This window comes from Streptomyces sp. NPDC050504, from assembly GCF_044458065.1.
GTDB lineage: Bacteria > Actinomycetota > Actinomycetes > Streptomycetales > Streptomycetaceae > Streptomyces.
Genome location: NZ_JBITHO010000004.1, coordinates 311,844 through 338,288 on the forward strand (window position 1 = coordinate 311,844; position 26,445 = coordinate 338,288).

Sequence of the window (26,445 nt, forward strand, 5' to 3'; positions counted from 1 at the left end):
CTGGATCCTCCGGGCTGAGGGGGGCTTATTGGGCGGCGGCGAGCTTGGCGGCGGAGTCGGCGTCGACGCACGCCTGGATCACGGCGTCGAGCTCTCCGTCGAGCACCTGGTCCAAGTTGTACGCCTTGAAGCCGACGCGGTGGTCCGAGATGCGGTTTTCCGGGAAGTTGTACGTACGGATCTTCTCGGACCTGTCGACGGTGCGCACCTGGCTGCGGCGCGCGTCGGCGGCCTCGGCCTCGGCCTTCTCCTGGGCCGCGGCGAGCAGCCTGGAGCGCAGGATGCGCATGGCCTGCTCCTTGTTCTGGAGCTGGCTCTTCTCGTTCTGGCAGGAGGCCACCACACCGGTCGGGATGTGCGTGATGCGCACGGCCGAGTCGGTGGTGTTGACGGACTGGCCGCCGGGGCCCGAGGAGCGGTAGACGTCGATGCGCAGGTCGTTCATGTTGATCTCGACGTCGACCTCCTCCGCCTCGGGGGTGACGAGCACGCCCGCGGCCGAGGTGTGGATGCGGCCCTGCGACTCGGTGGCGGGCACGCGCTGCACGCGGTGCACCCCGCCCTCGTACTTCAGCCGCGCCCAGACGCCCTGGCCGGGCTCGGTCGCGCCGTTGCCGCCCTTGGTCTTCACCGCGACCTGGACGTCCTTGTAGCCGCCCAGCTCGGACTCGGTGGAGTCGATGATCTCGGTCTTCCAGCCGACGCGCTCGGCGTACCGCAGGTACATGCGCAGCAGGTCGCCCGCGAACAGGGCGGACTCGTCGCCGCCCGCGCCCGCCTTGATCTCCAGGAGCACGTCCTTGTCGTCGCTGGGGTCGCGCGGGACGAGCAGCAGCCGCAGCTTCTCGGTCAGCTCCTCGCGCTGCTTCTCCAGCTCCTTGACCTCGGCGGCGAAGTCGGGGTCGTCCGCGGCCAGCTCGCGGGCGGTGCCGATGTCCTCGCCCGTCTGCTTCCAGGAGCGGTACGTGGCGACGATCGGGGTCAGCTCGGCGTAGCGCTTGTTGAGCTTGCGCGCGTTGGCCTGGTCCGCGTGGACCGACGGATCGGCGAGCTTCTGCTCCAGATCGACGTGTTCGCCGATCAGTTCCTCGACCGCCTCGAACATCTTCGGGCTCCTGTACTGGATCTCTTACGGAAGGGCTGCGCGGGACGCGGGACGACAAAGCGCCGGTCTCGGCGCCCCTGCGGAAGGGGCGCCGAGGACCGGCGCAGTGGCTCGCTACTTCGCGGAGCCGGCGGCCTTGCCGAAGCGGGCCTCGAAGCGGGCCACGCGGCCACCGGTGTCGAGGATCTTCTGCTTGCCCGTGTAGAACGGGTGGCACTCGGAGCAGATTTCGGCACGGATGTTGCCGCTGCTCAGCGTCGAGCGGGTGGTGAACGAGGCGCCACAGGTGCAGCTGACCTGCGTCTCGACGTACTCGGGGTGGATGTCGCGCTTCAAGGTGTCTCCTAGATCGTGGAGGGCGCCGGGTCGCACGCGCGGATTGCGCGTCCGTGAACCGGGGCCGACGTACCAGTCTGCCAGGACCGGCCGCATCTCCCAAAACCGGGGTGGAGGGGGAGGTATTCCCGGGGCCGCCGGAAATCGCGCGGTGCCTGGTCAGGGCCCTGGTCGGGCGGCTATTTCACCACTCCGTCGGCCTGGCCCGTCGCGGTGTCCTTCGTCGCGGACGCCGGGATCGGCCTGTCCTGCTTGAGGGCCGTCCAGACCTGCCCGGACTGGGTCGCGAGCGGCACGACGCGGTTCGGGTCGGCCGGGTCGTACTGCACGGGCAGGGTCACCATGTGCACGTCGTCGGCGCCCAGGCCCTTGAGGCCGTTCGCGAAGGAGACCAGCTTGGGGACCGAGGCGAGCTTGGAGTCGGTGGTGACGGCCTTGGTGGCGCTGTCGGCCAGGTCGTAGAGCTTCTTCGGGTTGGTGAACACCCCGACCTGCTTGACCTGGTCGATCAGCGCCTTGATGAACGCCTGCTGGAGCTGGATGCGGCCGAGGTCGCTGCCGTCGCCGACGCTCTTCCTGGTCCGTACGAGCCCCAGGGACTGCTCCCCGTCGAGCGTGTGCGTGCCCGGTTCGAGGTGCAGGTGGCTCTTGTCGTCGTCGATCTTCCTGGTGGTGGTGAGTTCGACGCCGCCGAGCTTGTCGATGAGGTGCTTGAAGCCGGTGAAGTCGACCTCGACGTAGTGGTCCATGCGGATGCCGGACAGCTTCTCGACGGTCTTCACCGCGCAGGCCGGGCCGCCGACCTCGTACGCCGTGTTGAACATGGCGCGCTGCTCGCCCGGCACCCGGGTGCCGTCCCCGTCGGTGCACTCGGGGCGCTCGACGAGGGTGTCGCGGGGGATGGAGACGACGCTGGCCGTCCTGTGGCCCTCGTACACGTGGACGATCATCGCGGTGTCGGAGCGGGCGCCGCCCTCGTCCGCGCCGTACTCGGCGTTCTTGCCCGCGCGGGAGTCCGAGCCGAGCACGAGGATGTCCTGCGAGCCGTTGTCGACGTCGTCGGGGCGGTCGGCGCCCAGCGCCTGGTCGATGTCGACGCCCTTGATGTTGCCGTTGAGCTTGAAGTAGACGTAGCCCAGCCCGGTGCCGCCCGCGAGCACGACGCCCGCCGCGGTCCAAGCGGCGACCGTGGTGGCCCTGCGGCGTCCGCCGCGCTGCTTCCGGCGCTTGCCGGAGCCCCGTATCCGGCTGCTCCTGCTCTGTTCGGCCATGTCTCCTCAGTCCTCGCCAGTGCTTCCCGCTACCCCCCAGCCGTGACGTTTCGGCACGGTTTGTTGACACTCGTACAGACGGCCAAACCTTTAGAAGGGTTGCACAGACCGGTGTGAGGCCCCCGTCAGCACACTGGGCCCATCGCGCGTCGCGCGATGGGCCCAGTGCGTGTTCAAGCAGGCCACGGAGGGTTTCGGGCGGACCCGGAGGACCCTCCGTGTGGTGCAGATCTCCTCTGCCCGCCCGGCTCAGCCGAGGAGGTCGAAGGAGTTCCAGCCGGAGGCGATGGAGTAACGCGTCGCCGCGTCGAAGATCTTCGTGGACCGGCCGGTGCCCGGGTAGACCCAGAGCTTGCCGGCGGCGTCACGCGCCATGAAGTCCGGGTGGGTGTCGCCGCTGACGTCGCCGATGGCGGCGTAGCCGTTGAAGGCCCAGCCTCGGCCGACGATCCGCTTGGCGCCGATCGGCGCGGTGGCGGAGCCGGTGCCCGAGTACAGCAGCAGGTTCTTCGCGTTGTCACGGGCCAGCAGGTCGGGCTTGCCGTCCGCGTCGAAGTCGCCCTTGGCGAACACGGCGGTGCCGGACCAGCCGGTGCCGATCTTCACCGGGGCCTGGATGGTGCCGCTGGCGCGGCCCTTCCACATCCACATCACGCCGTTGTTGTCCGTCGCGATGATGTCGGGGTACGTGTCGCCGGAGATGTCACCCGGGATGTAGACGTTCTTGAACGAGCCCCAGCCGGAGCCGATGAGCGTCTCGACGCCCTCGTAGTCCCCGTTCTCGCCCAGGTTCTCGTTCCAGTACGCACGGCTCCAGTACAGCTTGCCGTTGTACGTGCGGTAGATCAGGTCCTGGTTGCCGTCCCGGTCCATGTCCGCCTGGCGCACCAGGGTGACCGCGTCGAACAGGCCCTCGTTCACGCCGGGCGCGAGCGAACGGCCCCGCGACTGGTACGAGAACAGGTGCTTGCTCGTCTTGTTCCGGGCGAGCAGGTCGGCCCTGGGAGAGCCGTCCTGGTCCCACCAGCTGGCGTCGTCGACGGCGTGGTTGATGTTCACCGAGACCGTGCCGACCTTGGCGTAGACGCTGCGCGCGCCCGCACCGATGCAGTCCTGGATGCCCCAGGAGACGACGCCGACGATGCGGCCGCCCACGACGAGCGGGCCTCCGGAGTCGCCGTTGCACGGCGAGACCGTACCGGCGTCGGTGCCCGATGCCGGGTTGCCGCCGCAGAACATGAAGCCCGGCACGAAGTCGGACTTCGCCTCGTCCCAGCCGGGGCAGACCGAGTCGGCCTGGACCGGGATGGAAGCCGACTTCAGCTTCTCGGAGGCGGGGGAACCGGGAGCGCCGGAGGTGCGGCCCCAGCCGTACACCGTCGCCTTGGTGCCCGGGACGTAGCCGGCCTTCTCGGTCGGCGGCGCGTACTTCAGCGTGGGCAGGCCGTGGAGCGGCCGGTCCAGCGTCAGTACGGCGACGTCGCCCTTCAGGGTGCTGTCGTTGTAACTGGGGTGCGTCCAGACCCGCTTGACCGTGGCGACCTTGCCGCCGTGGAGGTCCGGGGTGCCGGCGGCGTCCCAGGACAGGCGCTGGGTGGCACCGCCGACGACGAACTCTTTGTCGTTGTTCCAGTTCATGCCGTAGGCGCAGTGCGCCGCCGTCAGGACCTTCGCGGGCGCGATGAGCGTGCCGCTGCAGAAGGTGCCTTCGGGCGTGTAGACCTGAACCATCCACTTGATGGACGAGGCCGGGACCTCGACACCACCGATGATCTTGGGGTCGGCCCCGCCGGGCCTCTTGGCCGGAGCCTCGGCGGCCGTGCCCGGCTCCTGCGCCTGGACGCCCTCGGGACGCGCGGCCTCCGCGGCGGGCGGGTTCTCCAGGGCCGCCTCGACGCGCTGCCGCAGCTTCACGTCCGACACGACCTGCGGGGCGGGGATGTCGACCTTCGGCGCCGGAACATCAGCGGCCTGGGCGGGCGTGACGGTCAGTGCCGCGCCGCCCATCGCGATCGCGACGAGGGCCGCGGGGAAGGCCGCTCGGGCCTTCCGCAGAGCAAATGTCACTCAGGATCTCCTCTTCGGTACACACGCATGGCGGGGGAGAGAAGGAACCACTGGATGATCGCGGCGGAAGGAGCCCACCGCTCAAGGGGGCGGAGCGGCCCGGCACTTCAGGGCAGGGCTCCGCCAACTCAGTGGGCGCATCCGGAAATACGTTCCCCCCCACGTGTGACGCGTCGATCGTACAATGCGAAACCGCTCCCGTCACCAGTGTGACGGGAGCGGTCGTCGGAACAGCGGGTGACGTCAGTCGTTGCCGTTGCCGGCGGACGGCGTCGTCTTCGCGATCTGCATCAGGAACTCGGCGTTCGACTTCGTCTGCTTCATCTTGTCGAGGAGCAGTTCGATCGCCTGCTGCGAGTCGAGCGCGTGCAGCACCCGGCGCAGCTTCCACACGATGGAGAGCTCCTCGGAGTTGAGCAGGATCTCCTCCTTGCGGGTGCTGGACGCGTCGACGTCCACCGCCGGGAAGATGCGCTTGTCCGAGAGCTTCCGGTCGAGCTTGAGCTCCATGTTGCCGGTGCCCTTGAACTCCTCGAAGATCACCTCGTCCATCCGCGAGCCGGTGTCGACCAGCGCGGTGGCCAGGATGGTCAGCGAGCCGCCGTCCTCGATGTTGCGGGCCGCACCGAAGAAGCGCTTCGGCGGGTAGAGGGCGGTCGAGTCGACACCACCGGAGAGGATGCGCCCGGAGGCCGGGGCCGCCAGGTTGTACGCACGCCCCAGGCGGGTGATCGAGTCGAGCAGGACGACCACGTCGTGACCCAGCTCCACGAGGCGCTTGGCGCGCTCGATGGCCAGCTCGGCGACGGTGGTGTGGTCCTCGGCGGGGCGGTCGAAGGTCGAGGAGATGACCTCGCCCTTCACCGACCGCTGCATGTCGGTGACCTCTTCCGGACGCTCGTCGACCAGGACGACCATCAGGTGGCACTCGGGGTTGTTGTGCGTGATCGCGTTGGCGATCGCCTGCATGATCATGGTCTTGCCGGTCTTCGGCGGGGCCACGATCAGACCGCGCTGGCCCTTGCCGATCGGCGACACGAGGTCGATGATCCGGGTCGTCAGGACGCCCGGGTCGGTCTCCAGGCGCATCCGGTCCTGCGGGTACAGCGGGGTCAGCTTCTGGAACTCCGGGCGGCCCCGGCCGGACTCGGCCGCCATGCCGTTCGCGGAGTCCAGGCGCACCAGCGCGTTGAACTTCTCGCGGCGCTCGCCGTCCTTGGGCTGGCGCACGGCGCCCGTGACGTGGTCGCCCTTGCGCAGGCCGTTCTTGCGGACCTGGGCGAGGGAGACGTACACGTCGTTGGGGCCCGGCAGGTAGCCAGACGTACGGATGAACGCGTAGTTGTCGAGGATGTCGAGGATGCCCGCGACGGGGATCAGGACGTCGTCGTCGGCCACCTGCGGCTCGGCGCCGAAGTCGTCGCGGCCGCGACGGCCGCGGCGGTCGCGGTAGCGGCCCCGACGGCCACGGCGGCCGCCCTCGTCGTCGAAGTCGTCCTGCGGGCCGTTGTTCTGCTGGCCCTGGCTCTGGCCCTGGCCCTGCTGGCCGCCCTGGCGCTGCTGGCGCCCGCCGCCCTGCTGGTCCTCGCCCTTGCCGCCGCGCTCACCGCGCTCGCCGCGGTCACGGCGGTCGCGCTGACGCTCGCGGCGGTCGCCGCGGCCGCGGTCCTGGCGGTCGCGGCGGCCCTCGGCGGTGTCGAGGGCGGCCTCGGCCTGCCCGTCGCCCTTCGCCTCGCCCTGCGGGGCGTCGGACCGGGTCTCGACCCGGGTCTCGGTCCTGAGGTCCGTCTTGGCCTCGGTCTTGACGTCGCCCTTGGCGGCCTCGGGGCTGCCCGCGGCCGCGGTGGCGCGGCGACGGCGGCGCTCGCCCACCGGCTGGTCGTCGCCCGCGGCGGGGCCGGGGATCTCGATCTGCTGCTGGGCCACGACCTTCTCGGCCTTGGCGGGCGCTTCGCCCTGGGCCTTGACGGCCTTGGTGACGTCGGCGGCCTTCTCGGCGGCCTCGTCGCCGGTACGCGCCTTGGAGGTGGTGCGCCGCTTCGGCTTCGTCTCGGCGGTGGCGCCCGCATCGGCGCTCTTCGGCGCGGCGGAGCCGGCCTGCGCCTCCTTGATGACCTCGATCAGCTGGCTCTTGCGCATGCGCGCGGTGCCCCTGATGCCGAGGCCGGACGCGACCTGCTGCAGCTCGGCCAGGACCATGCCCTCAAGGCCGGTGCCGGAACGGCGGCGCCGTGGGGTGGTGCCAGTGGCAGCACCTGCGGCGGGCGCATCAGTCGCGCCCATCAGATCGGTGGTGTCGCTCACGAAGGGTCCTTCCCTGGAGCGGACGTCGGCCTTCTGGCTCGGCGACCGGTTGTGCTGTCCGACGGCGGTCCGTATCGGTGAACCGTGTCGGGGCGGTGGTCCCACCGCATGCGACATGCGGCGGAAGGGAAAATCACGTGCTTGGGTCCGGCTCGAGGTCCCCCTGCTCGGCCCACTCCTGGGAAAGCGAGGGGTGTCTTGCCGGTTCCGGAGCGTGCTCGAAACTGCTCAGGCAGGCTGCTCAGGCAGTTGGGGAGGAGGCTCCCGGAAGAATGGTGGTCCCGAATCGGGACGCGAAGCAACGCGCCACATAGACGTCGGTTGCAGACTTGAGATTAACACTACCGGCTCCAACAAACATTCCCCCTCTCCCACACCGGCGGCCGTGTGTCCTACGGGGCGAGCGGCAGGACGCTCGTACCCGCGGCGTCGAGGGCGAGCCTGTTGGCCGCCCAGCCCTCTCCCGCCAGCCGTGCGACCTTGTCGGCCGCACCGTCCTCGACCAGCGCGAGCACCGTGGGGCCCGCACCGGAGATGACCGCGGGGACGCCGTCCGCGCGCAGTCGGTTGACCAGGGCCGCGCTCTGAGGCATCGCCGGGGCCCGGTACTCCTGGTGGAGCCGGTCCTCGGTGGCGGCGAGCAGCAGTTCGGGGCGCCTGGTCAGGGCCTCGACCAGCAGGGCCGCGCGGCCCGCGTTGGCCGCGGCGTCCACGTGCGGGACGGTGCGCGGCAGCAGTCCCCGCGCCGTCTCGGTGAGCACCGGCTTCCCGGGCACGAAAACCACCGGAACGATGGAATCGGCGGGATCCATCCTGATCGCGCGGGCCGCTCCCCCGTCGGTCCAGGCCAGCGTGAAGCCGCCGAGCAGACAGGCGGCGACGTTGTCGGGGTGTCCCTCGATCTCGGTCGCCAGCTCCAGCAGGGCGGCGTCGTCGAGCTTGTCGGCCCCGCCTATCGTCACGGCGCGGGCCGCGACGATGCCGGCGCAGATCGCGGCGGACGAGGAGCCGAGGCCGCGGCCGTGCGGGATGCGGTTGGCGCAGACGACCTCAAGGCCGCGCGGCTGGCCGCCCAGCAGGTCGAAGGCGGTGCGCATGGCGCGTACGAGGAGGTGGCTCTCGTCGCGGGGCAGGTTGTCCCCGCCCTCGCCCGCGATGTCGATGTGCAGCCCCGAGTCGGCCACCCGGACGACGACGTCGTCGTAGAGCCCCAGCGAGAGGCCGAGGGCGTCGAAACCCGGGCCGAGGTTGGCGCTGGTGGCGGGGGTGCGCACGCGGACGGCGGCGGCGCGGAACGCGGGACCGGCCATCGCTGATGACTCTCCTTGGTTCTGAGCTGCTGTGGTCTGAAGTCTGATGACGAAGACCCGAGGGCCGCAACAGTGTTGGGAACAGTGTCAACGGCAGCAACACCGCGGCATATGCGGCGGGGCGGGTTCAGTACAGCCTATCGAAGGAAGGTTCTCATCCGACATAGGGCGCACAGGAGGCGCACGATGCGTGTCGCGAGCCCCCTGTGCCCCTACGTGCGTTGTTGTCCTGCTTTACAGGTCCGACGGTTGACGCGGGGCACGGCAATGCCGTGACTTTCGTACGGAGGGGCGGGGCGGCGCCAGACGGTTTTCCGCTGTTTTCCGCTGCTTCCCGCCGGGCGGGCGCCCCGGGGGACGATCCCCGTCGGCGCCCGCCCGCGCGGCGCCTACGCCAGGCCGAGCCGTTCGGCGGCGGTCGCGGCGTCGACCGGGACCGTGACGGGCTGGGGCGCGCCGGCGACCGCCCAGTCCGGGTCCTTGAGGCCGTTTCCGGTCACGGTGCAGACGATGCGCTGGCCCTTGTCGACCTTGCCCTCCTCGGCGGCCTTGAGCAGGCCGGCGACGGACGCGGCGGACGCGGGCTCGACGAAGACGCCCTCCCGCGAGGCCAACAGCTTGTAGGCGCGCAGAATCTGGCGGTCCGTCACCTCGTCGATGAATCCGCCCGATTCGTCCTGCGCGGCCAGCGCCTGCTGCCAGGACGCCGGGTTGCCGATGCGGATCGCGGTGGCGATGGTGGAGGGGTCCTTGACGACCTCGCCGCGCACGATGGGCGCGGAGCCGGACGCCTGGAAGCCCCACATGCGCGGGGTGCGGGTGGCGGGCCCAGGAAGGGTGCGACGCGAAGCGTCTCCGGTAAGGGCGGTGGCGGGAGACGGGTGGGCGTACTCGCGGTACCCCTTCCAGTACGCGGTGATGTTGCCCGCGTTGCCCACCGGCAGGACGTGGATGTCGGGGGCGTCGCCGAGCGCGTCGACGATCTCGAACGAGGCGGTCTTCTGGCCCTCGATGCGGTACGGGTTGACCGAATTGACCAGCGCCACCGGGTAGTTCTCGGAGAGCGAGCGGGCCAGATCGAGGCAGTCGTCGAAGTTCCCGTCGACCTGGAGGATCTTGGAGCCGTAGACCAGCGCCTGCCCCATCTTGCCGAGCGCGATCTTGCCCTGCGGGACCAGGACGGCACAGACCATCCCGGCGCGCACCGCGTAGGCGGCGGCCGAGGCGGAGGTGTTGCCGGTGGAGGCGCAGATGACGGCCTGCGCGCCCTCCTCCTTGGCGCGCGTGATCGCCATGGTCATGCCGCGGTCCTTGAAGGACCCGGTCGGGTTGGCGCCCTCGACCTTGAGGTGCACCTCGCACCCGGTCAGCTCGGAGAGGACCTGCGCCGGTACGAGCGGCGTGCCGCCCTCGCCGAGCGTGACCACGGGCGTCGTGGCCGTGACCGGCATCCGGTCCCGGTACTCCTCGATGATTCCGCGCCACTGGTGGGTCATTGCTGGTTACTCTCCTTCGACACGCATGATGCTGGCGACACCGCGCACGGTGTCGAGCTTGCGCAGCGTCTCGACGGTGCCCGAGAGGGCCGCGTCGGACGCGCGGTGGGTGACGACGACGAGCGATGCCTCGCCGTCCTTGCCCGTCTGCCGGACGGTGTCGATCGACACGCCGTGCTCGGCGAAGACCGTCGCGACCTGGGCGAGCACGCCCGGCTTGTCGGCCACGTCGAGGCTGATGTGGTACCGCGTGGTGACCTCGCCCATGGCGCTGACGGGCAGCCGCGCGTAGGCGGACTCGCCGGGGCCCGTGGCCTGTGCGAGCTTGTTGCGGCAGACCGCGACCAGGTCGCCGAGGACCGCGGACGCGGTGGGCGAGCCGCCCGCTCCGGGGCCGTAGAACATCAGCTGTCCGGCGGCCTCGGCCTCGACGAACACCGCGTTGTACGCCTCGCGCACGGACGCCAGCGGGTGGCTCAGCGGGATCATGGCCGGATGTACGCGGGCGGTGACGGACTTGCCGTCGGCGGCGCGCTCGCAGATCGCGAGCAGCTTGACCGTGCAGCCCATGCGCTTGGCGGAGGCGATGTCGGCGGCGCTGACCTCGGTGATGCCCTCGCGGTACACGTCGCCGATGCGCACGCGGGTGTGGAAGGCGATCCCGGCGAGGATGGCGGCCTTCGCGGCGGCGTCGAAGCCCTCGACGTCGGCGGTCGGGTCGGCCTCCGCGTAGCCGAGCGCGGTGGCCTCGTCCAGCGCCTCGGAGTATCCGGCGCCGGAGGTGTCCATCTTGTCGAGGATGAAGTTGGTCGTGCCGTTGACGATGCCGAGCACGCGGTTGACCTTGTCGCCCGCGAGGGACTCGCGCAGCGGCCGTACGAGCGGAATGGCACCGGCCACGGCCGCCTCGTAGTACAGGTCCCTGCCGTGTTTCTCGGCGGCCGCGTGCAGGGCCGCGCCGTCCTCGGCGAGCAGCGCCTTGTTCGCCGAGACGACGGATGCGCCGTGCTCGAAGGCGGTGGTGATCAGCGAGCGGGCGGGCTCGATGCCGCCGATGACCTCGATGACCACGTCGATGTCACCGCGCTCGACCAGCGCGGTGGCATCGGTGGTGATCAGCGCCGGGTCGATCCCGGCGCGGACCTTGGCGGGCCGGCGGACGGCGACCCCGGCGAGCTCGACCGGGGCGCCGATGCGCGCGGCGAGGTCGTCGGCGTGCGTCGTCATGATGCGCGCCACCTCTGAGCCGACCACACCACAGCCCAGCAGCGCCACCTTCAGCGGACGCGTACGCATCATCCGACCTCGTTTCCTCACTCAAACGTCAATGCGGTCCAGTCTCACTCACCGGCCGGAGCTTTTCCGCCCGGTCCGGATCCCGAGACACCTATTTCATCATCCGACATCGAGGCGCAGGAGGTCCTCCTCCGTCTCGCGCCGGACGATCACCCGTGCCCCGTCCTCGCCGACGGCGACGACGGGCGGGCGCAGTGCGTGGTTGTAGTTGCTGGCCATCGAGCGGCAGTACGCGCCGGTCGCGGGCACCGCGATCAGGTCGCCGGGGGCGACGTCCGCAGGCAGGAAGGCGTCCTTGACGACGATGTCCCCGCTCTCGCAGTGCTTGCCGACGACCCGGCTGAGCATGGGCTCGGCGTCGGACGTCCGGGAGACGAGCGCGACGCTGTACTCGGCGTCGTACAGGGCCGTGCGGATGTTGTCGGACATGCCGCCGTCCACGGACACGTACGTGCGCAGCCCGTCCAGCGGCTTGACGGTGCCGACCTCGTACAGCGTGAAGGCGGTCGGGCCGACGATGGCGCGGCCGGGCTCGACGGAGATGCGGGGGGTCGCGAGGTTCGCGGCCTCGCACTCCTTGGCGACGATGGTGCGCAGCGCCCCGGCGATCTCGTGCGGCTCGCGGGGGTCGTCGGCCGAGGTGTACGCGATGCCGAGGCCGCCGCCGAGGTCGATCTCGGGCAGCTCGACGCCGTGCTCGTCGCGGACCTCGGCGAGCAGCTGCACGACGCGGCGCGCGGAGACCTCGAAGCCCGCCATGTCGAAGATCTGCGAGCCGATGTGGGAGTGGATCCCGATGAGTTCGAGGCCGTCGAGCTTGAGCGCGCGGCGCACGGCCTCCGCCGCGTGGCCGCCGGCGAGCGCGATGCCGAACTTCTGGTCCTCGTGCGCGGTGGCGATGAACTCGTGGGTGTGCGCCTCGACGCCGACGGTGACGCGGATCTGTACGCGCTGGCGCTTGCCGAGCGACTGCGCGACGTGCGCGACGCGCGCGATCTCCTGGAACGAGTCGAGCACGATGCGCCCGACGCCCTCGCGCACGGCCCGCTCGATCTCCTCGGTGCTCTTGTTGTTGCCGTGGAAGGCGATGCGCTCGGCGGGCATCCCGGCGGAGAGCGCGGTGGCCAGCTCGCCCCCCGAACACACGTCGAGGTTGAGCCCCTCCTCCTTGAGCCACCGCACGACGGCCCGCGAGAGGAACGCCTTTCCGGCGTAGAACACGTCGGCGTCGGGCCCGAAGGCGTCGGCCCAGGCGCGGCAGCGGGCGCGGAAGTCGGTCTCGTCGAGGAAGTAGGCGGGGGTGCCGAACTCCTCGGCGAGGCGGGTGACTTCGAGGCCCCCGACGGTGACGGTGCCGTCGTCGCCGCGGCGCACGGTCCGGGCCCAGACGCGCGGGTCGAGGGCGTTGAGGTCGGTGGGCGGCGCGGTGTAGTGGCCCTCGGGGAGGACGTCGGCGTAGCGGGGGCCTGCGGGGTGTGCGGAGCGGCTCATCGTCGTGTCTCTGCTCTCTGGCTCTCTGGCTCTTGGTTCTCGTCGCGGGTCCGGGTCGCGGTCCGGTCAGAGGTGTTCGGGTGCGCTGATGCCGAGCAGGGACAGGCCACCGGCGAGCACCGTCCCGGCGGCTTCGGCGAGGGCGAGCCGGGAGCGGTGGGCGGCCGAGGGTTTCTCGTCACCGAGGGGGAGGAGGGAGAAGGGGGCGGTGGTCGGGTGGATGAAGGCGAGGAACGCGTCCGCCACCGCTTCGAGGTGGCGGGCCAGGCGGTCGGGGGCGCGGTGCCGGGCGGCGGACTCCAGGGCCGCGGCGTGGTCGGCGAGCACGTCGAGCAGGGCGGCGGCGTCCGCCGCTCCGGCCACTGCCGCGCGGCCGGTCCACTCGCCCGGGACGCCGAGGTCGGCGGCGTTGCGCAGGAGGGCGCGGGCGCGGGCGTGGGCGTGGCGGACGCGGAAGAGGGGGTTGCTCTCGTCCTGGACGAGGAGGTGGGGGCCGGGGTGGGGCCGGTCGTGCGGAGCGGGGCGCAGCAGGGCCCAGCGGGCGGCGTCGGGACCGTAGCGCTCGAAGGGGTCGCGTTCGCCGGGGCCGAGCGGGGCGACGGGGATCCTCTCGCCGTCCGGGGCGAGGGAGGCGTCGGCGCCCTGTGCGCGCAGGAGGGCGACGACGGATTCGGCGACGGTACGGGTACGGGGGTCGCCGCCCGGTCCTCCCGGTCCCCCCGGCCGCCCAGGACCGCCCGGGGAGACGCGTACGGTCCGCCCGGCGAGGGCGGTGGTGTGCCCGTGGGCGGGGCCCTCGCGCAGCACGGTGGTGACGATGTCGTCGCGGGCGTCGGGGGCGAGGGTGAAGTTCAGGAAGCCGGGGCCCGTGATGTCGACGCGCTCGATGCCGGTGGCGCCTGCGACGCGGTCCCGCAGGATCTCGGCGACGTCGCGCGGCGGCAGCCCCGCAGGGCCGGCCAGCTTGAGGGCGACGCTGCTCGCGTAGTCCCCGCGCCCGCCGGGCCGGGGCCGCTGCACGGCGACGTGCTCGGGCACCGCGACGGATCCCCCCAGCGCGCCCTCGTCCACGGCACGACGCACGGCGCGCAGCACGGTGCGGGAGAGCTCGGCGGGGATCACGGGGCAAGCGTAGGGAGAAGGGGGGTGCCTACGCGAACCCGTTCCGACATCCGGTCACCGAAACGGACGGATCAGCGGCGTACGGGCTCCGGATCGCCCGCCGCTCAACGCCCCCGTCGCCCGCTCCGCCGGGCTCACCCCCGGGCGCTCTCGGCGTGCCCCGCGCCGTGCCGCCCGTCGAGGTCGTCGAGGTCGTCGAGGTCGCCCAGGTCGAGGGAGGGCGGCCCCTCGCACCGCCCGTCACGGCGCCCGTCCCCTCGCTCCCCCCTGTGCATGAGCTGGCGCACGAGGCGGACCAGCTCGGTGGGCTCGAAGGGCTTGGAGAGGAAGGCCTCCACACCGGCGGCGAGGCCGCTCTCCACTTCGTACTGGGTGCAGGCACTGATGATCGCGACGGGCAGATGGCTCGTCCGCGGATCGGCCTTGAGGCGGGCGGCCGTGCGGAGCCCGTCGAGGCGGGGCATGACGACGTCGAGGGTGACGACATCGGGACAAACCCGCTGCACCACTTCAAGACACTCGGCACCATCGGCCGCGGTCACGACCTCGAAGCCCTCAAGCTCAAGGTTGACCCTGATCAGCTGCCGGATGACCTTGTTGTCGTCGACGACAAGCACCCGGCCGGACACGCCTGACACAACTTGAGGGTAGGTCCGGAACCATGGCTGCGTCCGGGTTTTCCCCACTTCCGCCCCGTCCGGGCGACGGCGCGCCGCGCCCACCACCGCCGACCCCCCGGAAATACCTGTTCAGGCCACCCGCGGGGAGCTGGTAGGGTTCTACCCGTCGCCGCACAACACGGCGCACGCCCCCGTAGCTCAGGGGATAGAGCAACGGCCTCCGGAGCCGTGTGCGCAGGTTCGAATCCTGCCGGGGGCACTTCCGAGGAAGTGCCAAGAAAAGCCTCTGACTTGCAGGAATGCGAGCCAGGGGCTTTTTTCATGTCGAAGCGGAGCGGGCGGCGACGGCCAACGCGCAGGCCTGGGTCGTCATGGGTCGGCCCCTGTGCGATCAGGGGCGGGCCGAGGGCGAGCAGGTGCTTGCAGAACAGAAGTTGCCTTCCTGGCCGTGCGGGCAGTCGCGGGTGCCCCTCGGTCCTCCGCGCCCGCCCGGGACCGGCTCCGCCTCGTAGCGCCCTGGCCCGGCCGTCCCCGGCCTCGATTCCGGACACCGCGTCGGTGTACCCGGGCCCGCGCTCGAAGGAACGCGTCCCGGCCGGCTCCCGCAGCCCCGCCTCGGGCTCCGGAACTCAGGCGCGTGGTTCCGTTCTGTTGTGGAGGCGGGTCAGGTAGGTGTGGGCCGTGGGGAGGGTTTCCAGGAGGATGCGCTGCTGGCGTTTGATGCGGGTGAACTGTTCCTCCGCGGTGCGAACCGCGTCGGGGCGGTGGGCCAGGCTCGGCGGGGACGGGGAGGCCGTCGGGATGAGGGACGCCAGGGTGCAGTAGTGGGCGGCTTCCTCGGGGGTGAAGGGCTGGCCCGTGCGGTACGCGGTGAAGACGTCGGCCACCTCGGCGGTGACCGGCAGGGAGTGCTGGGCCTTCCAGAACGGGGTGTCCGTGCGCGGGGTCGCCGCGTAGTGGAGCTGGAGGAGGTCCAGCTCCCGGGCGTAACGGGACTCCACGCGGGCGTTGAAGCGGCGCGCCGGGGCCTCCCTGGCGTCCAGGGAAGGGAACGTGCGGATCAGTTCGTCCAGGGCGTGCAGCACCGCCGCGATCCGCGTGGGGCGCAGCGGGTCCAGGTGGGAGGAGGCCGTGCCCAGCGCCACGCAGTTCTTCAGCCAGGAGCGGCGCGCCCGGCCGGTGCGGTGGCGGGTGTGGTGGACCGTCACCCGGTCCGGGCGCAGGTTCCACAGGTCGCACAGGCCGCGCGCCGCCTCCTCCGGTTCCGTCCAGGCGCTGGAGTGGACGTGGCCCGTGCCGAAGCGGCCGGGCAGCGGGGTCTTCCAGGCCCAGCCGGTGGGCAGCGCCACGGCCGTCGTGTACGGGTCCAGGCCGTGCGCCCGGTCGTCGTGCGGGACCGTCGCCGTCACCGTGCTGTCGCACAGGAGTTGTTCGTCCGCCGGGACGAAGGGCTCCTTCAGGATTCCCGACAGGAGGAGGGCCCGCTGCCCCGTGCAGTCCAGGAAGAAGTCGCCCGGCAGTTCCTCGCCCGTCGAGGTGTGCAGCAGGGTGACGTTGCCCTGGTGGTCGCGCGCCGCGCCCGTCAGGTCGGCCCTGACCGCCCGTACGCCCAACTGGTGCACGGCGAACCGGCGTACGTACTCGGTGAAGAGCCGGGTGTCGATGTGCCAGGCGTACGGGAAGGCCGCCCTGCCGTCCAGCCAGCGCGGCGACTTGCGGGCGTCCATCAGCGGGGGCTCGCGGAAGCAGGCGTAGTCGACGGGCTCGGTGGTCACGCCCTGGTTCCTGCGCCACTGCCAGTGGTCGGGGAGCAGGACGCCGCCGTGCTCGGGGACCGTGTCGTACGTGCGGTAGAAGACGTCTGGGGAGCCGTTGGGGAGCGTGTACGGCTCGGCGGTGCCGATCGGGGCCCCGGTGCGCCAGTTGACGTACTTCACCGCGACGTTGAAGGAGGCGGAGCAGGCCCGCATCCAGGTCTCCTCGGCGATGCCCAGGTGCTGGAAGAACGCGTGCTGCAGCTCCGGCGGCGCGGCCTCGGCCTCCGGCTCCCCCGGGGTGCGGTCAGGGGTCTCCAGGACGGTGACGGACACCGTGTGCCCGAACTCCCGGGCGAGGCGGGCGGCCGCCGTCCAGCCGGCGACGCCGCCCCCGGCGATGACGATGCTCCCGATACGACTGTGCATGGCGCGAGCTTCCCCGAGTGGTCTGTATGGGATCTCTACGGTGCCGTAGGGATCGACGCGAGTTTGGCTATAGGCGCCTCGTCCACGCTGTGGGCACCGGGCCACGGAGCGGGCCCGTCACTCACAGGAGGCGCGATGTACAGGGACGGTGTCGACCCGGCGGAAGGAGAGCACCCGCTGCTCGTCCTGGACCGGATCGAGGAGGACTTCGCCCGCGAGCAGGAGCTCGGTCTGCGGGACATGGGCGCGACCCCCTGGGCGGAACTGCTGGTCGAGTACGTGGACGCGCTGACCGAACTGGCCGGCGACGCGTCGGAGTTCCACCTGGAGGACGGGCCCGGACCGGGCGGCGGGTGAGGGTGGTGAGGAGGGCGGCGGTAAGGACCGGGCGGCGAGTGAGGACGGTGGCGGGGAGGGCCGGCGGAAAGAGCGGCGAAAGGGGTCGGTAATCGGAGCTCCGTAGTGTTCTCGGCGGACGGACAGCAGGGCAGGGCGCCACAGGACTGCCCCGGACCTCGGCCTCAGCAGGAGGACGTCATGGTGAACCTCGTGAACAACGCGAAACGCTCCACTCGTTCGACGGTGATGGTTCTTCGGCGGAGGCTGGCCGGTGCGCTCGCCCTCCGGTTCGGGGAGGCGGCGTGAGGAGGGTCAGCGCGGCCATCAGGGGCGCACTCGCGCGAACAGCCCGTCCGAGTCGGGAAGCCCGTCGGGACCGGCACCGCCGAGCTCCGCCAGCAAGCGCTCCGCCCTCTTCTCCCAGGCCGGAGCCCCCACCTCGGTGAACAGCCGCACCGCGTCCGCGAGACGGCCTTCGGCCCCCGCGGCGTCCGAGCGCAGCGCCTGGACACAGCCCAGCACCAGGGCGGCCCTGGCCTCCAGGAAACGGTCGGGGACCTCGCGGGCGGTCATCAAGCCCTCGCGCAGCACCGCCTCCGCGTCTTCGAGCCTCCGCAGGCACCACAGTGCCTCGCCGAGCGCCCGCAGCGCGTGCGCCTCCCCGCGGCGGTCGCCGCTGCCGCGCACCAGGTCCAGCGCGCGTCGGCAGGCCTCCTCGGCCTCCTCCCCCTCCCCCAGGTGGATCAGCGCCTCGGCCAGCCGGACGGTGCTCTGCGCCTGGCCGCGCGCCGTGCCGAGCTCCTCGCTCCTGGCTATCGCCTCCTTGGAGAGCCGTACGCTCGCCTCCGGGGCGCCCCGCTCCAGCTCGATCTGCGCGAGCACGCCCAGCACGTGGGCCTCGGCGTAGCGGTCACCGACCTCGCGGAAGATCTCCAGCGACTGGTGCGTCAGCTCCCTGGCCCGCTCCAGGTCCCCGCGGTGCCGCTCGCACTGCCCGAGGTTCCTGAGCACCAGGGCCCGTCCCTGGGCCTGGCCCTGCTCCTCGAAGAGCCGCAGGGCCAGGCTGAGGCGTTCGTGGGCCCGCTCGTACTCCCAGAGGATGATCTCCAGGGTGCCGAGCGACTGGAGCATCGCGCCCTCGCCGAGCGCGTCGCCCGTCCTGCGGGCGGTCTCCAGGGCGCGCTCGCCGCAGTAGCGCCACTCCTCCAGGTAGTTGCGGCTCTGGAAGAGCGTGACGGTGGTCATGGTCAGGTCCCAGGCGTACGCGGACTCGTCGTCCTGGGCCGCCTGGGCGACCAGGCCCGTGATGGAGCCGCGCTCGCTCTCCGTCCAGTCCATGGGCTCTTCGAGCAGGCTGTCGACGAGGTGGCCGGGGAGTTCGTGGGTCGGCGCGGCGCTGCGGACGATGGTGTAGTCGCCGCCGTACATGCGGCGGTGGGCCTCGGCGGTGAGGCCGAGCCAGGCGCCGTACGCGCGGCGGGTCGCGGCCCGCAGCGCCTCCTCGGTCTCCTCCTCGCGGGCGCACTCCTGGGCGAACAGCCGCAGCAGGTCCTGGAAGCGGTAGCGGACGTGGCCCGAGGCCGCGCTGAGCGGTTCGAGCAGCTGCGCGTCGACCAGCTGCTCGATCAGGTCCTCGGCGTCGTACGTGGAGATGTCCAGCAGCGCGGCCCCGGCCCAGGCGGCGAAGTCGGGCACGTTGAGCGTGCTGAGCAGCCGGAACATCCGGGCGGTCTCGGGCGGCAGGTCGCGGTAGCTGAGCCGCAGGCCCGCGCGGACGCCCTTGCCGTCGAGGTCCAGTTCGTTGAGGCGGCGGTGCTGGTCCTCCAGGCGCGAGACGAGGGTGCGGACCGACCAGTGCGGCTTGGCCGCGAGGCGCGCCGCGGCGATGCGCAGCGCGAGCGGGAGGCGGTCGCACAGTTCGGAGAGGCGGGCGGCGGCGACCGGGTCGGCGGAGAAGCGGTCGGCGCCCGCGACGCGGGAGAGGAGTTCGGTGGCCTCGTCCTGGGCGAGCGCGCTCAGGTGCAGCGGTACGAAGGCGTAGTCGCCTGCCAGGGCGCCGCCCATGGCGTCGCGGCTGGTGACCAGGACGCAGCACTGTCCCGTGCCGGGCAGCAGGGGGCGGATCTGCTGGAAGGAGCGGGCGTTGTCCAGGACGATCAGCACGCGGCGGCCGTCGAGGACGCTGCGGAACAGCGCGGTGCGCTCGTGCTGGTCGGTGGGGATCTGTTCGCCGGGCATGCCGAGGGCGCGCAGGAAGCGGTCGAGCACGGCGCCGGGGCGGCGCGGGGCCTCCGTCTCGTCGTAGCCGCGCAGGTCGGCGTAGAGCTGGCCGTCGGGGAAGCGGCCGACGACCTGGTGCGCCCAGTGGACGGCCAGTGCGGTCTTGCCGACGCCGCCGGTGCCCGCGATGGAGCCGACGGGCAGGCCGTCGCCGTCGAGGTGGTCCAGGAGCCGGTCGAGCGTGGCCAGTTCGGTGCGGCGGCCGGTGAACGCGGCGACGTTGGGCGGCAGGTGGGCGGGGACGGGGGTCGCCGGGGCGAGGAGAACGGCGGGCTCGGGCGGCGGGTTGAGGCGGGGCGAGTCGGCGAGGACGGCCTCGTGGAGTTCCTGGAGGGCGGGGCCCGGGTCGATGCCGAGTTCCTCGGAGAGCAGGCGCTGGCCCTCGCGGTAGGTCTCCAGGGCCTCGGCGCGGCGGCCCGAGCGGTACTGGGCGAGCATGAGGTGCGCCTTGGCCTGTTCGCGCAGCGGGTGCTCGCGGATGAAGGCGCTCAGCTCGCCGATGAGGTCGCGGTGGTGGCCGAGGCCCAGGCGCAGGCCCGCGTACTCCTCGTAGACGTCCAGGCGCAGTTCGGTGAGGCGGGTCGCCTCGGCCTCGACGCGTTCGGCCGCGACGCCTTCGAGCGCGGGGCCGCGCCACATGGCGAGGGCCGCCTGGAAGGCGTCGCAGGCCTCCTCGACGCGGCCGCTGCGGGCGGCCTCGCGGCCCTGGGCGACGGACGCCTCGAACTCCAGGGCGTCGATGTGGTGTTCACCGGTGAAGAGCATGTAGCCGGGGTGGCTGGTGACGAGGACGTCCTCGACGCCGGCGGCCGTCTTGAAGGTCTTGCGCAGCGCGGAGACGCAGATGGCGATCTGGTTCCTGGCCGTGGCGGGCGGGTTGCCGTGCCAGACCGCGTCGGCGAGCGCGTCGACGGACACGACCCGGTTGGGCGCGAGCAGCAGCATCGACATGATGGTCCGCTGGCGGGCGCCCTGGAGGGAGATCGCCTGGCCGTCCGCGCTGATGTCGAGGGGCCCCAGGATGCGAAACTCCACTTGCAGCACGTTGGGTAGCCTCCTGTTTCCGGCGCGCGGCCGTCCGGCTGGTGCGGCCGGATTCGTGCCACTGTGGAACCTGAGTAACAGTCCGCGCGAAGCGCCCACAAGGACGGCTGCAGCAAGCTGCCAGCTCGCGCCCGTTCACGGGGGTTGCCCGTCGGCGGGTGTCCGTGGTGGGACGGCCGCGTGCCGGGCGGGGGCCGCGGCGGCCGCTATTCGGGGCGGGGGCCTCCCTGCGGCCGGGGTCCGGCGGGGGCGGGGATGAGTCCGAGCTCGGCGGCGCGCACCCCGGCCTGGAAGCGGGACTTGGCGCCCATCAGGTTCATGATCTCGGCGACGTGGCGGCGGTAGGTGCGGACGGAGACGGTGAGTTCGCGGGCGGCGACCTCGTCGGTGACTCCGGCGCGCAGGGCGCCGAGGATCTGGCGGGCGAGGGCGGCGCGGTCGCGGCCGCCGAAGACGATGCGCTCGTTGGCGGGCACGGCGTTGCGCCACACGCCGTCGAAGAGGATGCGCAGGGTGTGGATCACCTCGGGCACCCGGATGACGGAGGCGCGGCGGCCGACGGCGGACTCGGCGACCATGAGGCCGACCTTGCCGTCGATGATCACGCCCTGGAGCGGGGGGACGCGGGCGACGCGGATCGCCACGGGCCGCTCCTTGCCGAGCTGTTCGCGGACGAAGTCCTCGTCCAGCAGGGCCGGGTGGCTGAGGAGCCGGGTGACGACGCCGGGGCGGGCGCCGTAGATCTGTTCGCGCTCGGAGCCGGCGGTGCGGTCGCCGGGGCCGAGGTTCCTGGCGTGGATGATGTCGATGCTGACCTCGGCGCTCTTGACGAGGTCGCCCGCGGTGGTGAGCACTTCCTCGTAGCCGCCGGTGATGGTCGTGATCTGCTGGTCGCGGGAGCGGAGGTCACGGTGCTTGGTGACCGTCGTCTCGATCATTTCCCGCACTTGGAGCAGTGCGCGCTCCAGGTCGTCCTCGGCCTGGCCCGCGATGGAGCCGACCTCGGGCTTCCCCGACTCGCGGCTGGGCCGAACGCGTTCCGGCAGCCAGTTGTCGTTCACCACGTGTCCCACCCGTCCCCGTTCTTCACCGCGCGTACTCGTCCCGCTCTGTGTTCGTGCCGTCTCTCAGCGGCTGTTCCGGCCCTCAGCCCTGTTCCGGCAGGAGTCCGAGTTCCACCGCGCGCACCCCGGCCTGGAAGCGGGAGTTGGCGCCCAGTTCCCGCATGATCTCCGCCACGTGGCGGCGGTAGGTGCGCAGCGAGACCTGGAGCTCCCTGGCCGCCACGTCGTCGGTGTGGCCCACCCGCAGCTTCTCCAGGATGCTGCGGGTCAGTTCGGTGTGGAGCCGGGGGCTCAGGCCGAGGTGGTCGGTGAGCGTGCGGGAGGTGGACCAGGCGCCGGCGAACAGCAGCTCCAGAGCGCGTACGACCGCGGGGTCGTTGACCACCGCGGCGTGTCCGTCCGACTTCTCGCGGACCGATCTGACCAGGGCCACCATGCCGTCGACCACGACGGCCTCGCGCAACTCGCCCTCCACGACGCGGACTTCGAGCCGCATGTCGCGCGCGAGGTCCGCGTCCGCGATGGGCGTGTCCAGCGCGTCCGGGGTGCACAGCACGCGCACCACGACTCCGCCCGTGGGTCCGGGCTGGGCGCTGGACAGCTCGGGCTCGCGGGCCACGAGGATCTCGGCGACGGTGTCGGCCAGCTCGCCGGGCCCGGTGAGGGCGATGCCCACCGAGTGCCGCGCGCGGCCCATCAGCTCGACGACGGCGTCGCGGATGCGCGCCTTGTCGGCGCGGGCGATGGGCGAGGGCCCGTCCAGGCTCCGACGGTGCAGCGAGACCGTCGACTCGATGAGGGCGCTGGCTTCGAGCAGCGCCTGTTCCACAAGAGAGGAGTGGTCGTTGGTGACCACTCGACTCGCACCTCCTGGTGGACCGTCCACTTCTCCCCCTCGAACCGACCAGTCCGTGTCCCGTGCAGAAAATCCCGCGCGGGTTAAAAACACCGTTCTGATTCAGCCTTCCCGGCTTGGCGGGCGTCACGGGCCCCGCCCATTCGTTCAATGGGCAACCAGCCATTACCCAGCGAGGTCAGCAGATCAACCATCCAGACACTAGTTCGCCCCTGCGGACCCAGTCAACGAAGCCCCGGACGATTCAAATGGGCCATCGGGGCCGGATGGCACCGCATCACCACAGACACCCCGGGGCGACGGGTCGGTCACTGTCAGCAAACTGCCCGCACACACCGCAAACAAATGTTCAACATTCCACTTCCCGCACGGGCCGCGCCGGGCCCGCTACTCCCGGTGAGTGCGGTGTCCGCAAAAGGTCAGCGGCCCGCAGCTGCACGTTGCCGCTGTCTACAGTCGGAGCGTGACCACAAGCTGCACGCCCATCCCGCAGGACAACGACGCCCCGACCTCATGCTGCCAGCCCGCCGACGTCACGGTGTGGTGGTGGGACATCCCCACGGGTACGTACGACCCCGCAGACCTGCCCCTCCTCGACGGGGCGGAGCGGGAGCGGCTGCAGCGGCTGCGCACGCCCGAGAGCAAGGCCATCTACGTCACCTGTCGCGCCGCGGTCCGGCGCATCCTCTCCGGAGCCCTCCAAGTGGCCCCGGAAGAGCTGGAGTTCGGCCGCCTGCCCTGTCCGGGCTGCGCGAGCCCCGAGCACGGTCCGCCCACGGTGCTGCGGCCCGCGACCGACCTGCGCATCAGCATCACGCACACCACGGGTCTGGGCATGCTGGCCGTCGCGCCGGTGCCGGTGGGCGTGGACGCCGAGGGGGCCAAGAACCTCGACGTCGAGGAGCTGGCCAGGCCCACCCTGACCCCCGAGGAACGTCAGTACGTCCTGTCCCGGCCGCCGGGCGAGGAGCGCACCCGCGCCTTCCTCCGCTGCTGGACGCGGAAGGAAGCGGTGCTCAAGGCCGTCGGCATCGGCATCACCGTGGAGCTGAACACCCTGGAGACCGGACCCGCGTCCGAAGGCCCGGTCACCGTGGCCGCCGGAGTGGAGGGCGGACCCGCCGAATGGGCGGTGCGCCAGATCCCGGCCCCCGAGGGCTGGTCGGCGGCGCTCGCCCTGCCGGCCGGGACGCGGCCGAACCTCCGCGTTCGCAAATGGCCGACCGGCTGACCGGTCGTACGGCCGGAAAACCGGCTGCTCAATAGGGACGCATCTCGGCCACACCGTACGGTGCGGCGGCGCCCCGGTGAATTCTCCACAGGACCAATGCACCAGCGGCCTGCCCGAAAACCGCCAGGCCTTCGACTGAGCTCATACAGCAAAGGTTTCGGAGACAACGATGAATGCTGCACCGAAGAATTCGACGACCCCTCAGAACATAGCGGACCTGCTCTTCTCCGCCGCCCTGGACAACCCCGTTTCCGGTCTCGTCCACTGCTCGGGCGGGGCCGCTTCCCCGGCCTTTTTCCAGAGCTATCCCGAACTCCTTTCGGAGGCCCGCGCAACGCTTCGCGGGCTACGCCGGCAAGGGCTCTCGCCGCAGGACAAAGTCGTGCTCCTGCTGGAGCGACCACGGGAGTTCCTGACCGCCTTCTGGGCGTGCGTGCTCGGTGGTTTCGTGCCCTGCCCCGTCGCCCCGCTGCGCGGCGACCCGGAGCGCTGGGCCGCCCAGCTCCGCAACGTCGACGGGCTGCTCGACCGGCCCCTGGTCGTCACCAGCGCCTCGCTCGCCGCCGAGCTGCCGCAGGTCGAGGGGCTCGCCGTCGCCACGCTCGACGCACTGAACGCCGAAGCGGCCGAAGCCGTCGCCATCGCCGCGGCCACCGGTGCCGGTGCCGGTACCAGCGCCGGGGCCGGGGCCGACGGCACCGCCGACGAGCCCGCGCACGCCGCCGCCCCCGACGACACCGCGCTGCTGGTCCTGACCTCGGGTTCGACCGGCAACTCCAAGGCCGTCCGGCTCACCCACGCCAACCTGCTGGCCTCCATGGCGGGCAAGAACGGCTACCACCGGCTCACCGCCGCGGACACCACCCTCAACTGGGTCTCCTTCGACCACGTCGCCGCCCTGCTGGAGTGCCACCTCCTGCCGCTCTCCACCGGGGCCCGCCAGCTGCACGTCGAGGCGCCGGTCGTCCTGGACGAGCCCCGCGAGTTCCTGCGCCTGGTCTCCGAGCACGGCGTCACCATGACGTTCACCCCGAACTTCCTGCTCGGGCTGCTCAACGCGGCGCCGCTGGACGGCGAGGCGTACGACCTCACGAAGCTGCGCCACATCGTCAGCGGCGGCGAGGCCGTCGTCGTCGCCACCGGCACCGCGTTCCTGGAGCGCTTCGCCCCGCACGGGCTGGCCGCGGACGCGCTGTGGCCCGCCTTCGGGATGACCGAGACCTGCGCGGGGAGCATCTACTCGCTGGGCTTCCCGCACACCGACGCGGGCCAGGAGTTCGCGAACCTCGGGACCCCGGTGGAGGGGCTGCGGATCCGGGTCGTGGACGAGCAGGACAGGCCGCTCGCCGCGGGGGCGGTCGGCGAACTCCAGCTCACCGGACCCATGATCACCACCGGCTACCACAACAACGAGCGCGCCACGGCCGAGTCCTTCACCGCCGACGGCTGGTTCCGCAGCGGCGACCTGGGCCGCATCGACGACGGCCGCCTCACGCTGGTGGGCCGCAGCAAGGACTCCGTCATCGTCAACGGCGTCAACTACTTCAGCCACGAGATCGAGTCGGCGCTGGAGCAGCTGGACGGGGTGGCCCGCTCGTACGTGGCCGCCTTCCCCACCCGTCCCGCGGAGAGCGACACCGAGCAGCTGGTGATCGCCTTCCACCCCGAGGTCCCGGAGGGCGACGAGACCTCCCTCTACCGGGTGCTGACCGCCGTGCGCAGCACCGTGGTGATGCACTGGGGCTTCCGGCCCGCGCTGATCCTGCCGCTGCCCCGGGAGGCGTTCCCCAAGACCAGCCTCGGCAAGATCCAGCGCGCGCTGATGCGCCGCAGGCTGGAGTCGGCGGGGTACGAGGACACCGTCCTCGCGGTCGCGGAGCTGACCCGGCGCAGGCTCGGCGGCCACACCGCGCCCGAGGGCGAGACCGAGCGGGTGCTCGCGGAGATCTACGCCGAGCTGTTCGACGCCGACCCGGCCACGATCAGCGCGACCGCCAACTTCTTCGACCTCGGCGGCACCTCGCTGGACATGCTGCGGCTGCGCAGCAGGATCGGCCAGCGGCTCGGCGCCGCCGACCTCCAGCTGATCACCGTCCTCACCTCCCCCACCGTCCGCGCGCTGGCCCGGCGGCTGACCGGGCGGAGCGCACCGGAGGCGCGGGAGTACGACCCGGTGGTGCCGATGCAGCTCAGCGGCGACAAGACGCCGCTGTTCGTGGTCCACCCGGGCGTCGGCGAGGTGCTGGTCTTCGTCAACCTCGCCAAGTACTTCGTGGACGACCGGCCGTTCTACGCGCTGCGCGCCCGCGGCTTCAACGAGCACGAGAAGCCGTTCAGGACGTTCGAGGAGATGGTCGACTGCTACGTGGCGGGCATCCGCTCGAAGCAGCCGCACGGCCCGTACGCGCTGGCCGGCTACTCCTTCGGCGCCGTGGTGGCCTTCGAGATCGCCAAGATCCTGGAGGCCGAGGGCGAGCGGGTCGACTTCGTCGGCAGCTTCAACCTGCCGCCGCACATCAAGTACCGCATGGAGGAGCTCGACTTCGTCGAGACCGCGGTGAACCTCGCCTTCTTCCTCGCGCTCATCGACAAGAAGCAGTCGCTGGAGCTGCCCGACCAGCTGCGCGGACTGTCGGCCGAGGAGCAGCTGGCGCACCTGCTGGCGCTCGCGCCGCAGGCCAGGCTCGCCGAGCTGGACCTGACCCCGGACCGGTTCGGCGCGTGGGCGGAACTGGCGAACCGCCTCACCGACCTCGGCCGCAGCTACGAGCCGAGCGGCAGCGTCCGCGCCATGAGCGTCTTCTACTCCGTACCCCTGCGCGGCACCAAGCGGGACTGGCTCGACAATGAGCTGCGCCGCTGGGACGAGCACACGGCGGAGGAAAACCGATACATCGACATTCCCGGCGAGCACTACACCCTGATGGGTCCGCGCCACGTACCGGCGTTCCAGGCGATCCTGCGCCGGGAGCTGGACCGGGCGATGGGCGACGGAAGAACTCAATGACCCGCTCCGCGAGGAGCGGGAAC

Annotated in this window: 18 protein-coding genes and 1 tRNA gene; 4 read left to right on the plus strand and 15 right to left on the minus strand. The window is 71.6% G+C overall.

Annotated features, from left to right (window positions below; all coding sequences use genetic code 11):
- Positions 1–25: 25 nt before the first annotated feature.
- From prfA to ACIBNE_RS16760, 11 genes are all read right to left on the minus strand, one after another.
- Positions 26–1,105 (minus strand): peptide chain release factor 1, encoded by a 1,080-nt coding sequence (gene prfA, locus ACIBNE_RS16710; protein WP_399272074.1) that lies wholly within the window; start codon positions 1,103–1,105, stop codon positions 26–28.
- Between the two features lie 114 nt (positions 1,106–1,219).
- Positions 1,220–1,441, minus strand: coding sequence for a 50S ribosomal protein L31 (rpmE, locus tag ACIBNE_RS16715; protein ID WP_399272076.1), 222 nt, complete (start codon positions 1,439–1,441; stop codon positions 1,220–1,222).
- Positions 1,442–1,620: 179 nt separating this feature from the next.
- Positions 1,621–2,712 carry an LCP family protein gene (locus ACIBNE_RS16720; protein ID WP_399272078.1) on the minus strand — a complete coding sequence of 364 codons (1,092 nt, stop codon included), beginning with the start codon at positions 2,710–2,712 and terminating at the stop codon, positions 1,621–1,623.
- A 249-nt stretch (positions 2,713–2,961) separates the two neighbouring features.
- Positions 2,962–4,779 carry a trypsin-like serine protease gene (locus ACIBNE_RS16725; RefSeq protein WP_399272080.1) on the minus strand — a complete coding sequence of 606 codons (1,818 nt, stop codon included), beginning with the start codon at positions 4,777–4,779 and terminating at the stop codon, positions 2,962–2,964.
- A gap of 243 nt (positions 4,780–5,022) precedes the next feature.
- The gene (gene rho, locus ACIBNE_RS16730) at positions 5,023–7,083 is read right to left on the minus strand and encodes a transcription termination factor Rho (protein ID WP_399272082.1); all 2,061 of its coding nucleotides are present in this window, start codon (positions 7,081–7,083) and stop codon (positions 5,023–5,025) included.
- A 392-nt stretch (positions 7,084–7,475) separates the two neighbouring features.
- A complete protein-coding gene (thrB, locus tag ACIBNE_RS16735) occupies positions 7,476–8,393 on the minus strand; it encodes a homoserine kinase (RefSeq protein WP_399272084.1) in 918 nt (305 codons plus the stop codon).
- Between the two features lie 389 nt (positions 8,394–8,782).
- Positions 8,783–9,889: a threonine synthase gene (gene thrC / locus ACIBNE_RS16740; RefSeq protein WP_399272086.1), complete on the minus strand. Its 1,107-nt coding sequence runs from the start codon at positions 9,887–9,889 to the stop codon at positions 8,783–8,785.
- A 6-nt stretch (positions 9,890–9,895) separates the two neighbouring features.
- A complete protein-coding gene (locus ACIBNE_RS16745; RefSeq protein WP_399272945.1) occupies positions 9,896–11,185 on the minus strand; it encodes a homoserine dehydrogenase in 1,290 nt (429 codons plus the stop codon).
- A 99-nt stretch (positions 11,186–11,284) separates the two neighbouring features.
- Entirely contained in the window at positions 11,285–12,676 is a 1,392-nt protein-coding gene (lysA, locus tag ACIBNE_RS16750; protein ID WP_399272088.1) for a diaminopimelate decarboxylase, read from the minus strand.
- Between the two features lie 66 nt (positions 12,677–12,742).
- On the minus strand, positions 12,743–13,798 hold the full coding sequence (nrtL, locus tag ACIBNE_RS16755) for an ArgS-related anticodon-binding protein NrtL (protein WP_399272090.1): 1,056 nt from the start codon (positions 13,796–13,798) through the stop codon (positions 12,743–12,745).
- A 134-nt stretch (positions 13,799–13,932) separates the two neighbouring features.
- Complete coding sequence (locus ACIBNE_RS16760; protein ID WP_399272947.1) at positions 13,933–14,427, minus strand: response regulator; 495 nt, start codon at positions 14,425–14,427, stop codon at positions 13,933–13,935.
- A gap of 178 nt (positions 14,428–14,605) precedes the next feature.
- On the opposite strand from ACIBNE_RS16760, the gene ACIBNE_RS16765 reads away from it, so the two are divergent.
- Positions 14,606–14,677, plus strand: a tRNA-Arg gene (locus tag ACIBNE_RS16765).
- 370 nt (positions 14,678–15,047) lie between these two features.
- Here the strand turns inward: ACIBNE_RS16765 and ACIBNE_RS16770 are convergent.
- Complete coding sequence (locus ACIBNE_RS16770; RefSeq protein ID WP_399272092.1) at positions 15,048–16,601, minus strand: tryptophan 7-halogenase; 1,554 nt, start codon at positions 16,599–16,601, stop codon at positions 15,048–15,050.
- A 135-nt stretch (positions 16,602–16,736) separates the two neighbouring features.
- On the opposite strand from ACIBNE_RS16770, the gene ACIBNE_RS16775 reads away from it, so the two are divergent.
- Positions 16,737–16,958 carry a DUF6269 family protein gene (locus ACIBNE_RS16775; protein ID WP_399272094.1) on the plus strand — a complete coding sequence of 74 codons (222 nt, stop codon included), beginning with the start codon at positions 16,737–16,739 and terminating at the stop codon, positions 16,956–16,958.
- Positions 16,959–17,264: 306 nt separating this feature from the next.
- Here the strand turns inward: ACIBNE_RS16775 and ACIBNE_RS16780 are convergent, their stop codons facing one another.
- The 3 genes from ACIBNE_RS16780 to ACIBNE_RS16790 form a co-directional block, all read right to left on the minus strand.
- The gene (locus tag ACIBNE_RS16780; protein ID WP_399272096.1) at positions 17,265–20,255 is read right to left on the minus strand and encodes a BTAD domain-containing putative transcriptional regulator; all 2,991 of its coding nucleotides are present in this window, start codon (positions 20,253–20,255) and stop codon (positions 17,265–17,267) included.
- Positions 20,256–20,470: 215 nt separating this feature from the next.
- A complete protein-coding gene (locus tag ACIBNE_RS16785) occupies positions 20,471–21,337 on the minus strand; it encodes a LuxR family transcriptional regulator (protein WP_399272098.1) in 867 nt (288 codons plus the stop codon).
- Between the two features lie 73 nt (positions 21,338–21,410).
- Positions 21,411–22,184 (minus strand): DNA-binding response regulator, encoded by a 774-nt coding sequence (locus tag ACIBNE_RS16790; protein WP_399272100.1) that lies wholly within the window; start codon positions 22,182–22,184, stop codon positions 21,411–21,413.
- 463 nt (positions 22,185–22,647) lie between these two features.
- On the opposite strand from ACIBNE_RS16790, the gene ACIBNE_RS16795 reads away from it, so the two are divergent.
- Complete coding sequence (locus ACIBNE_RS16795) at positions 22,648–23,415, plus strand: 4'-phosphopantetheinyl transferase family protein (RefSeq protein ID WP_399272101.1); 768 nt, start codon at positions 22,648–22,650, stop codon at positions 23,413–23,415.
- Between the two features lie 169 nt (positions 23,416–23,584).
- The gene (locus tag ACIBNE_RS16800) at positions 23,585–26,422 is read left to right on the plus strand and encodes an AMP-binding protein (protein ID WP_399272103.1); all 2,838 of its coding nucleotides are present in this window, start codon (positions 23,585–23,587) and stop codon (positions 26,420–26,422) included.
- The last annotated feature ends 23 nt before the right edge of the window (positions 26,423–26,445 follow it).

Excerpts from the sequence above, each read along its gene's own strand:
- prfA (WP_399272074.1), bottom strand. The coding sequence starts at position 1,105 with ATGTTCGAGGCGGTCGAGGAACTGATCGGCGAACACGTCGATCTGGAG.
- ACIBNE_RS16720 (WP_399272078.1), bottom strand. The coding sequence starts at position 2,712 with ATGGCCGAACAGAGCAGGAGCAGCCGGATACGGGGCTCCGGCAAGCGC.
- thrB (WP_399272084.1), bottom strand. The coding sequence starts at position 8,393 with ATGGCCGGTCCCGCGTTCCGCGCCGCCGCCGTCCGCGTGCGCACCCCC.
- thrC (WP_399272086.1), bottom strand. The coding sequence starts at position 9,889 with ATGACCCACCAGTGGCGCGGAATCATCGAGGAGTACCGGGACCGGATG.
- ACIBNE_RS16745 (WP_399272945.1), bottom strand. The coding sequence starts at position 11,185 with ATGCGTACGCGTCCGCTGAAGGTGGCGCTGCTGGGCTGTGGTGTGGTC.
- lysA (WP_399272088.1), bottom strand. The coding sequence starts at position 12,676 with ATGAGCCGCTCCGCACACCCCGCAGGCCCCCGCTACGCCGACGTCCTC.
- ACIBNE_RS16770 (WP_399272092.1), bottom strand. The coding sequence starts at position 16,601 with ATGCACAGTCGTATCGGGAGCATCGTCATCGCCGGGGGCGGCGTCGCC.
- ACIBNE_RS16775 (WP_399272094.1), top strand. The coding sequence starts at position 16,737 with ATGTACAGGGACGGTGTCGACCCGGCGGAAGGAGAGCACCCGCTGCTC.
- ACIBNE_RS16800 (WP_399272103.1), top strand. The coding sequence starts at position 23,585 with ATGAATGCTGCACCGAAGAATTCGACGACCCCTCAGAACATAGCGGAC.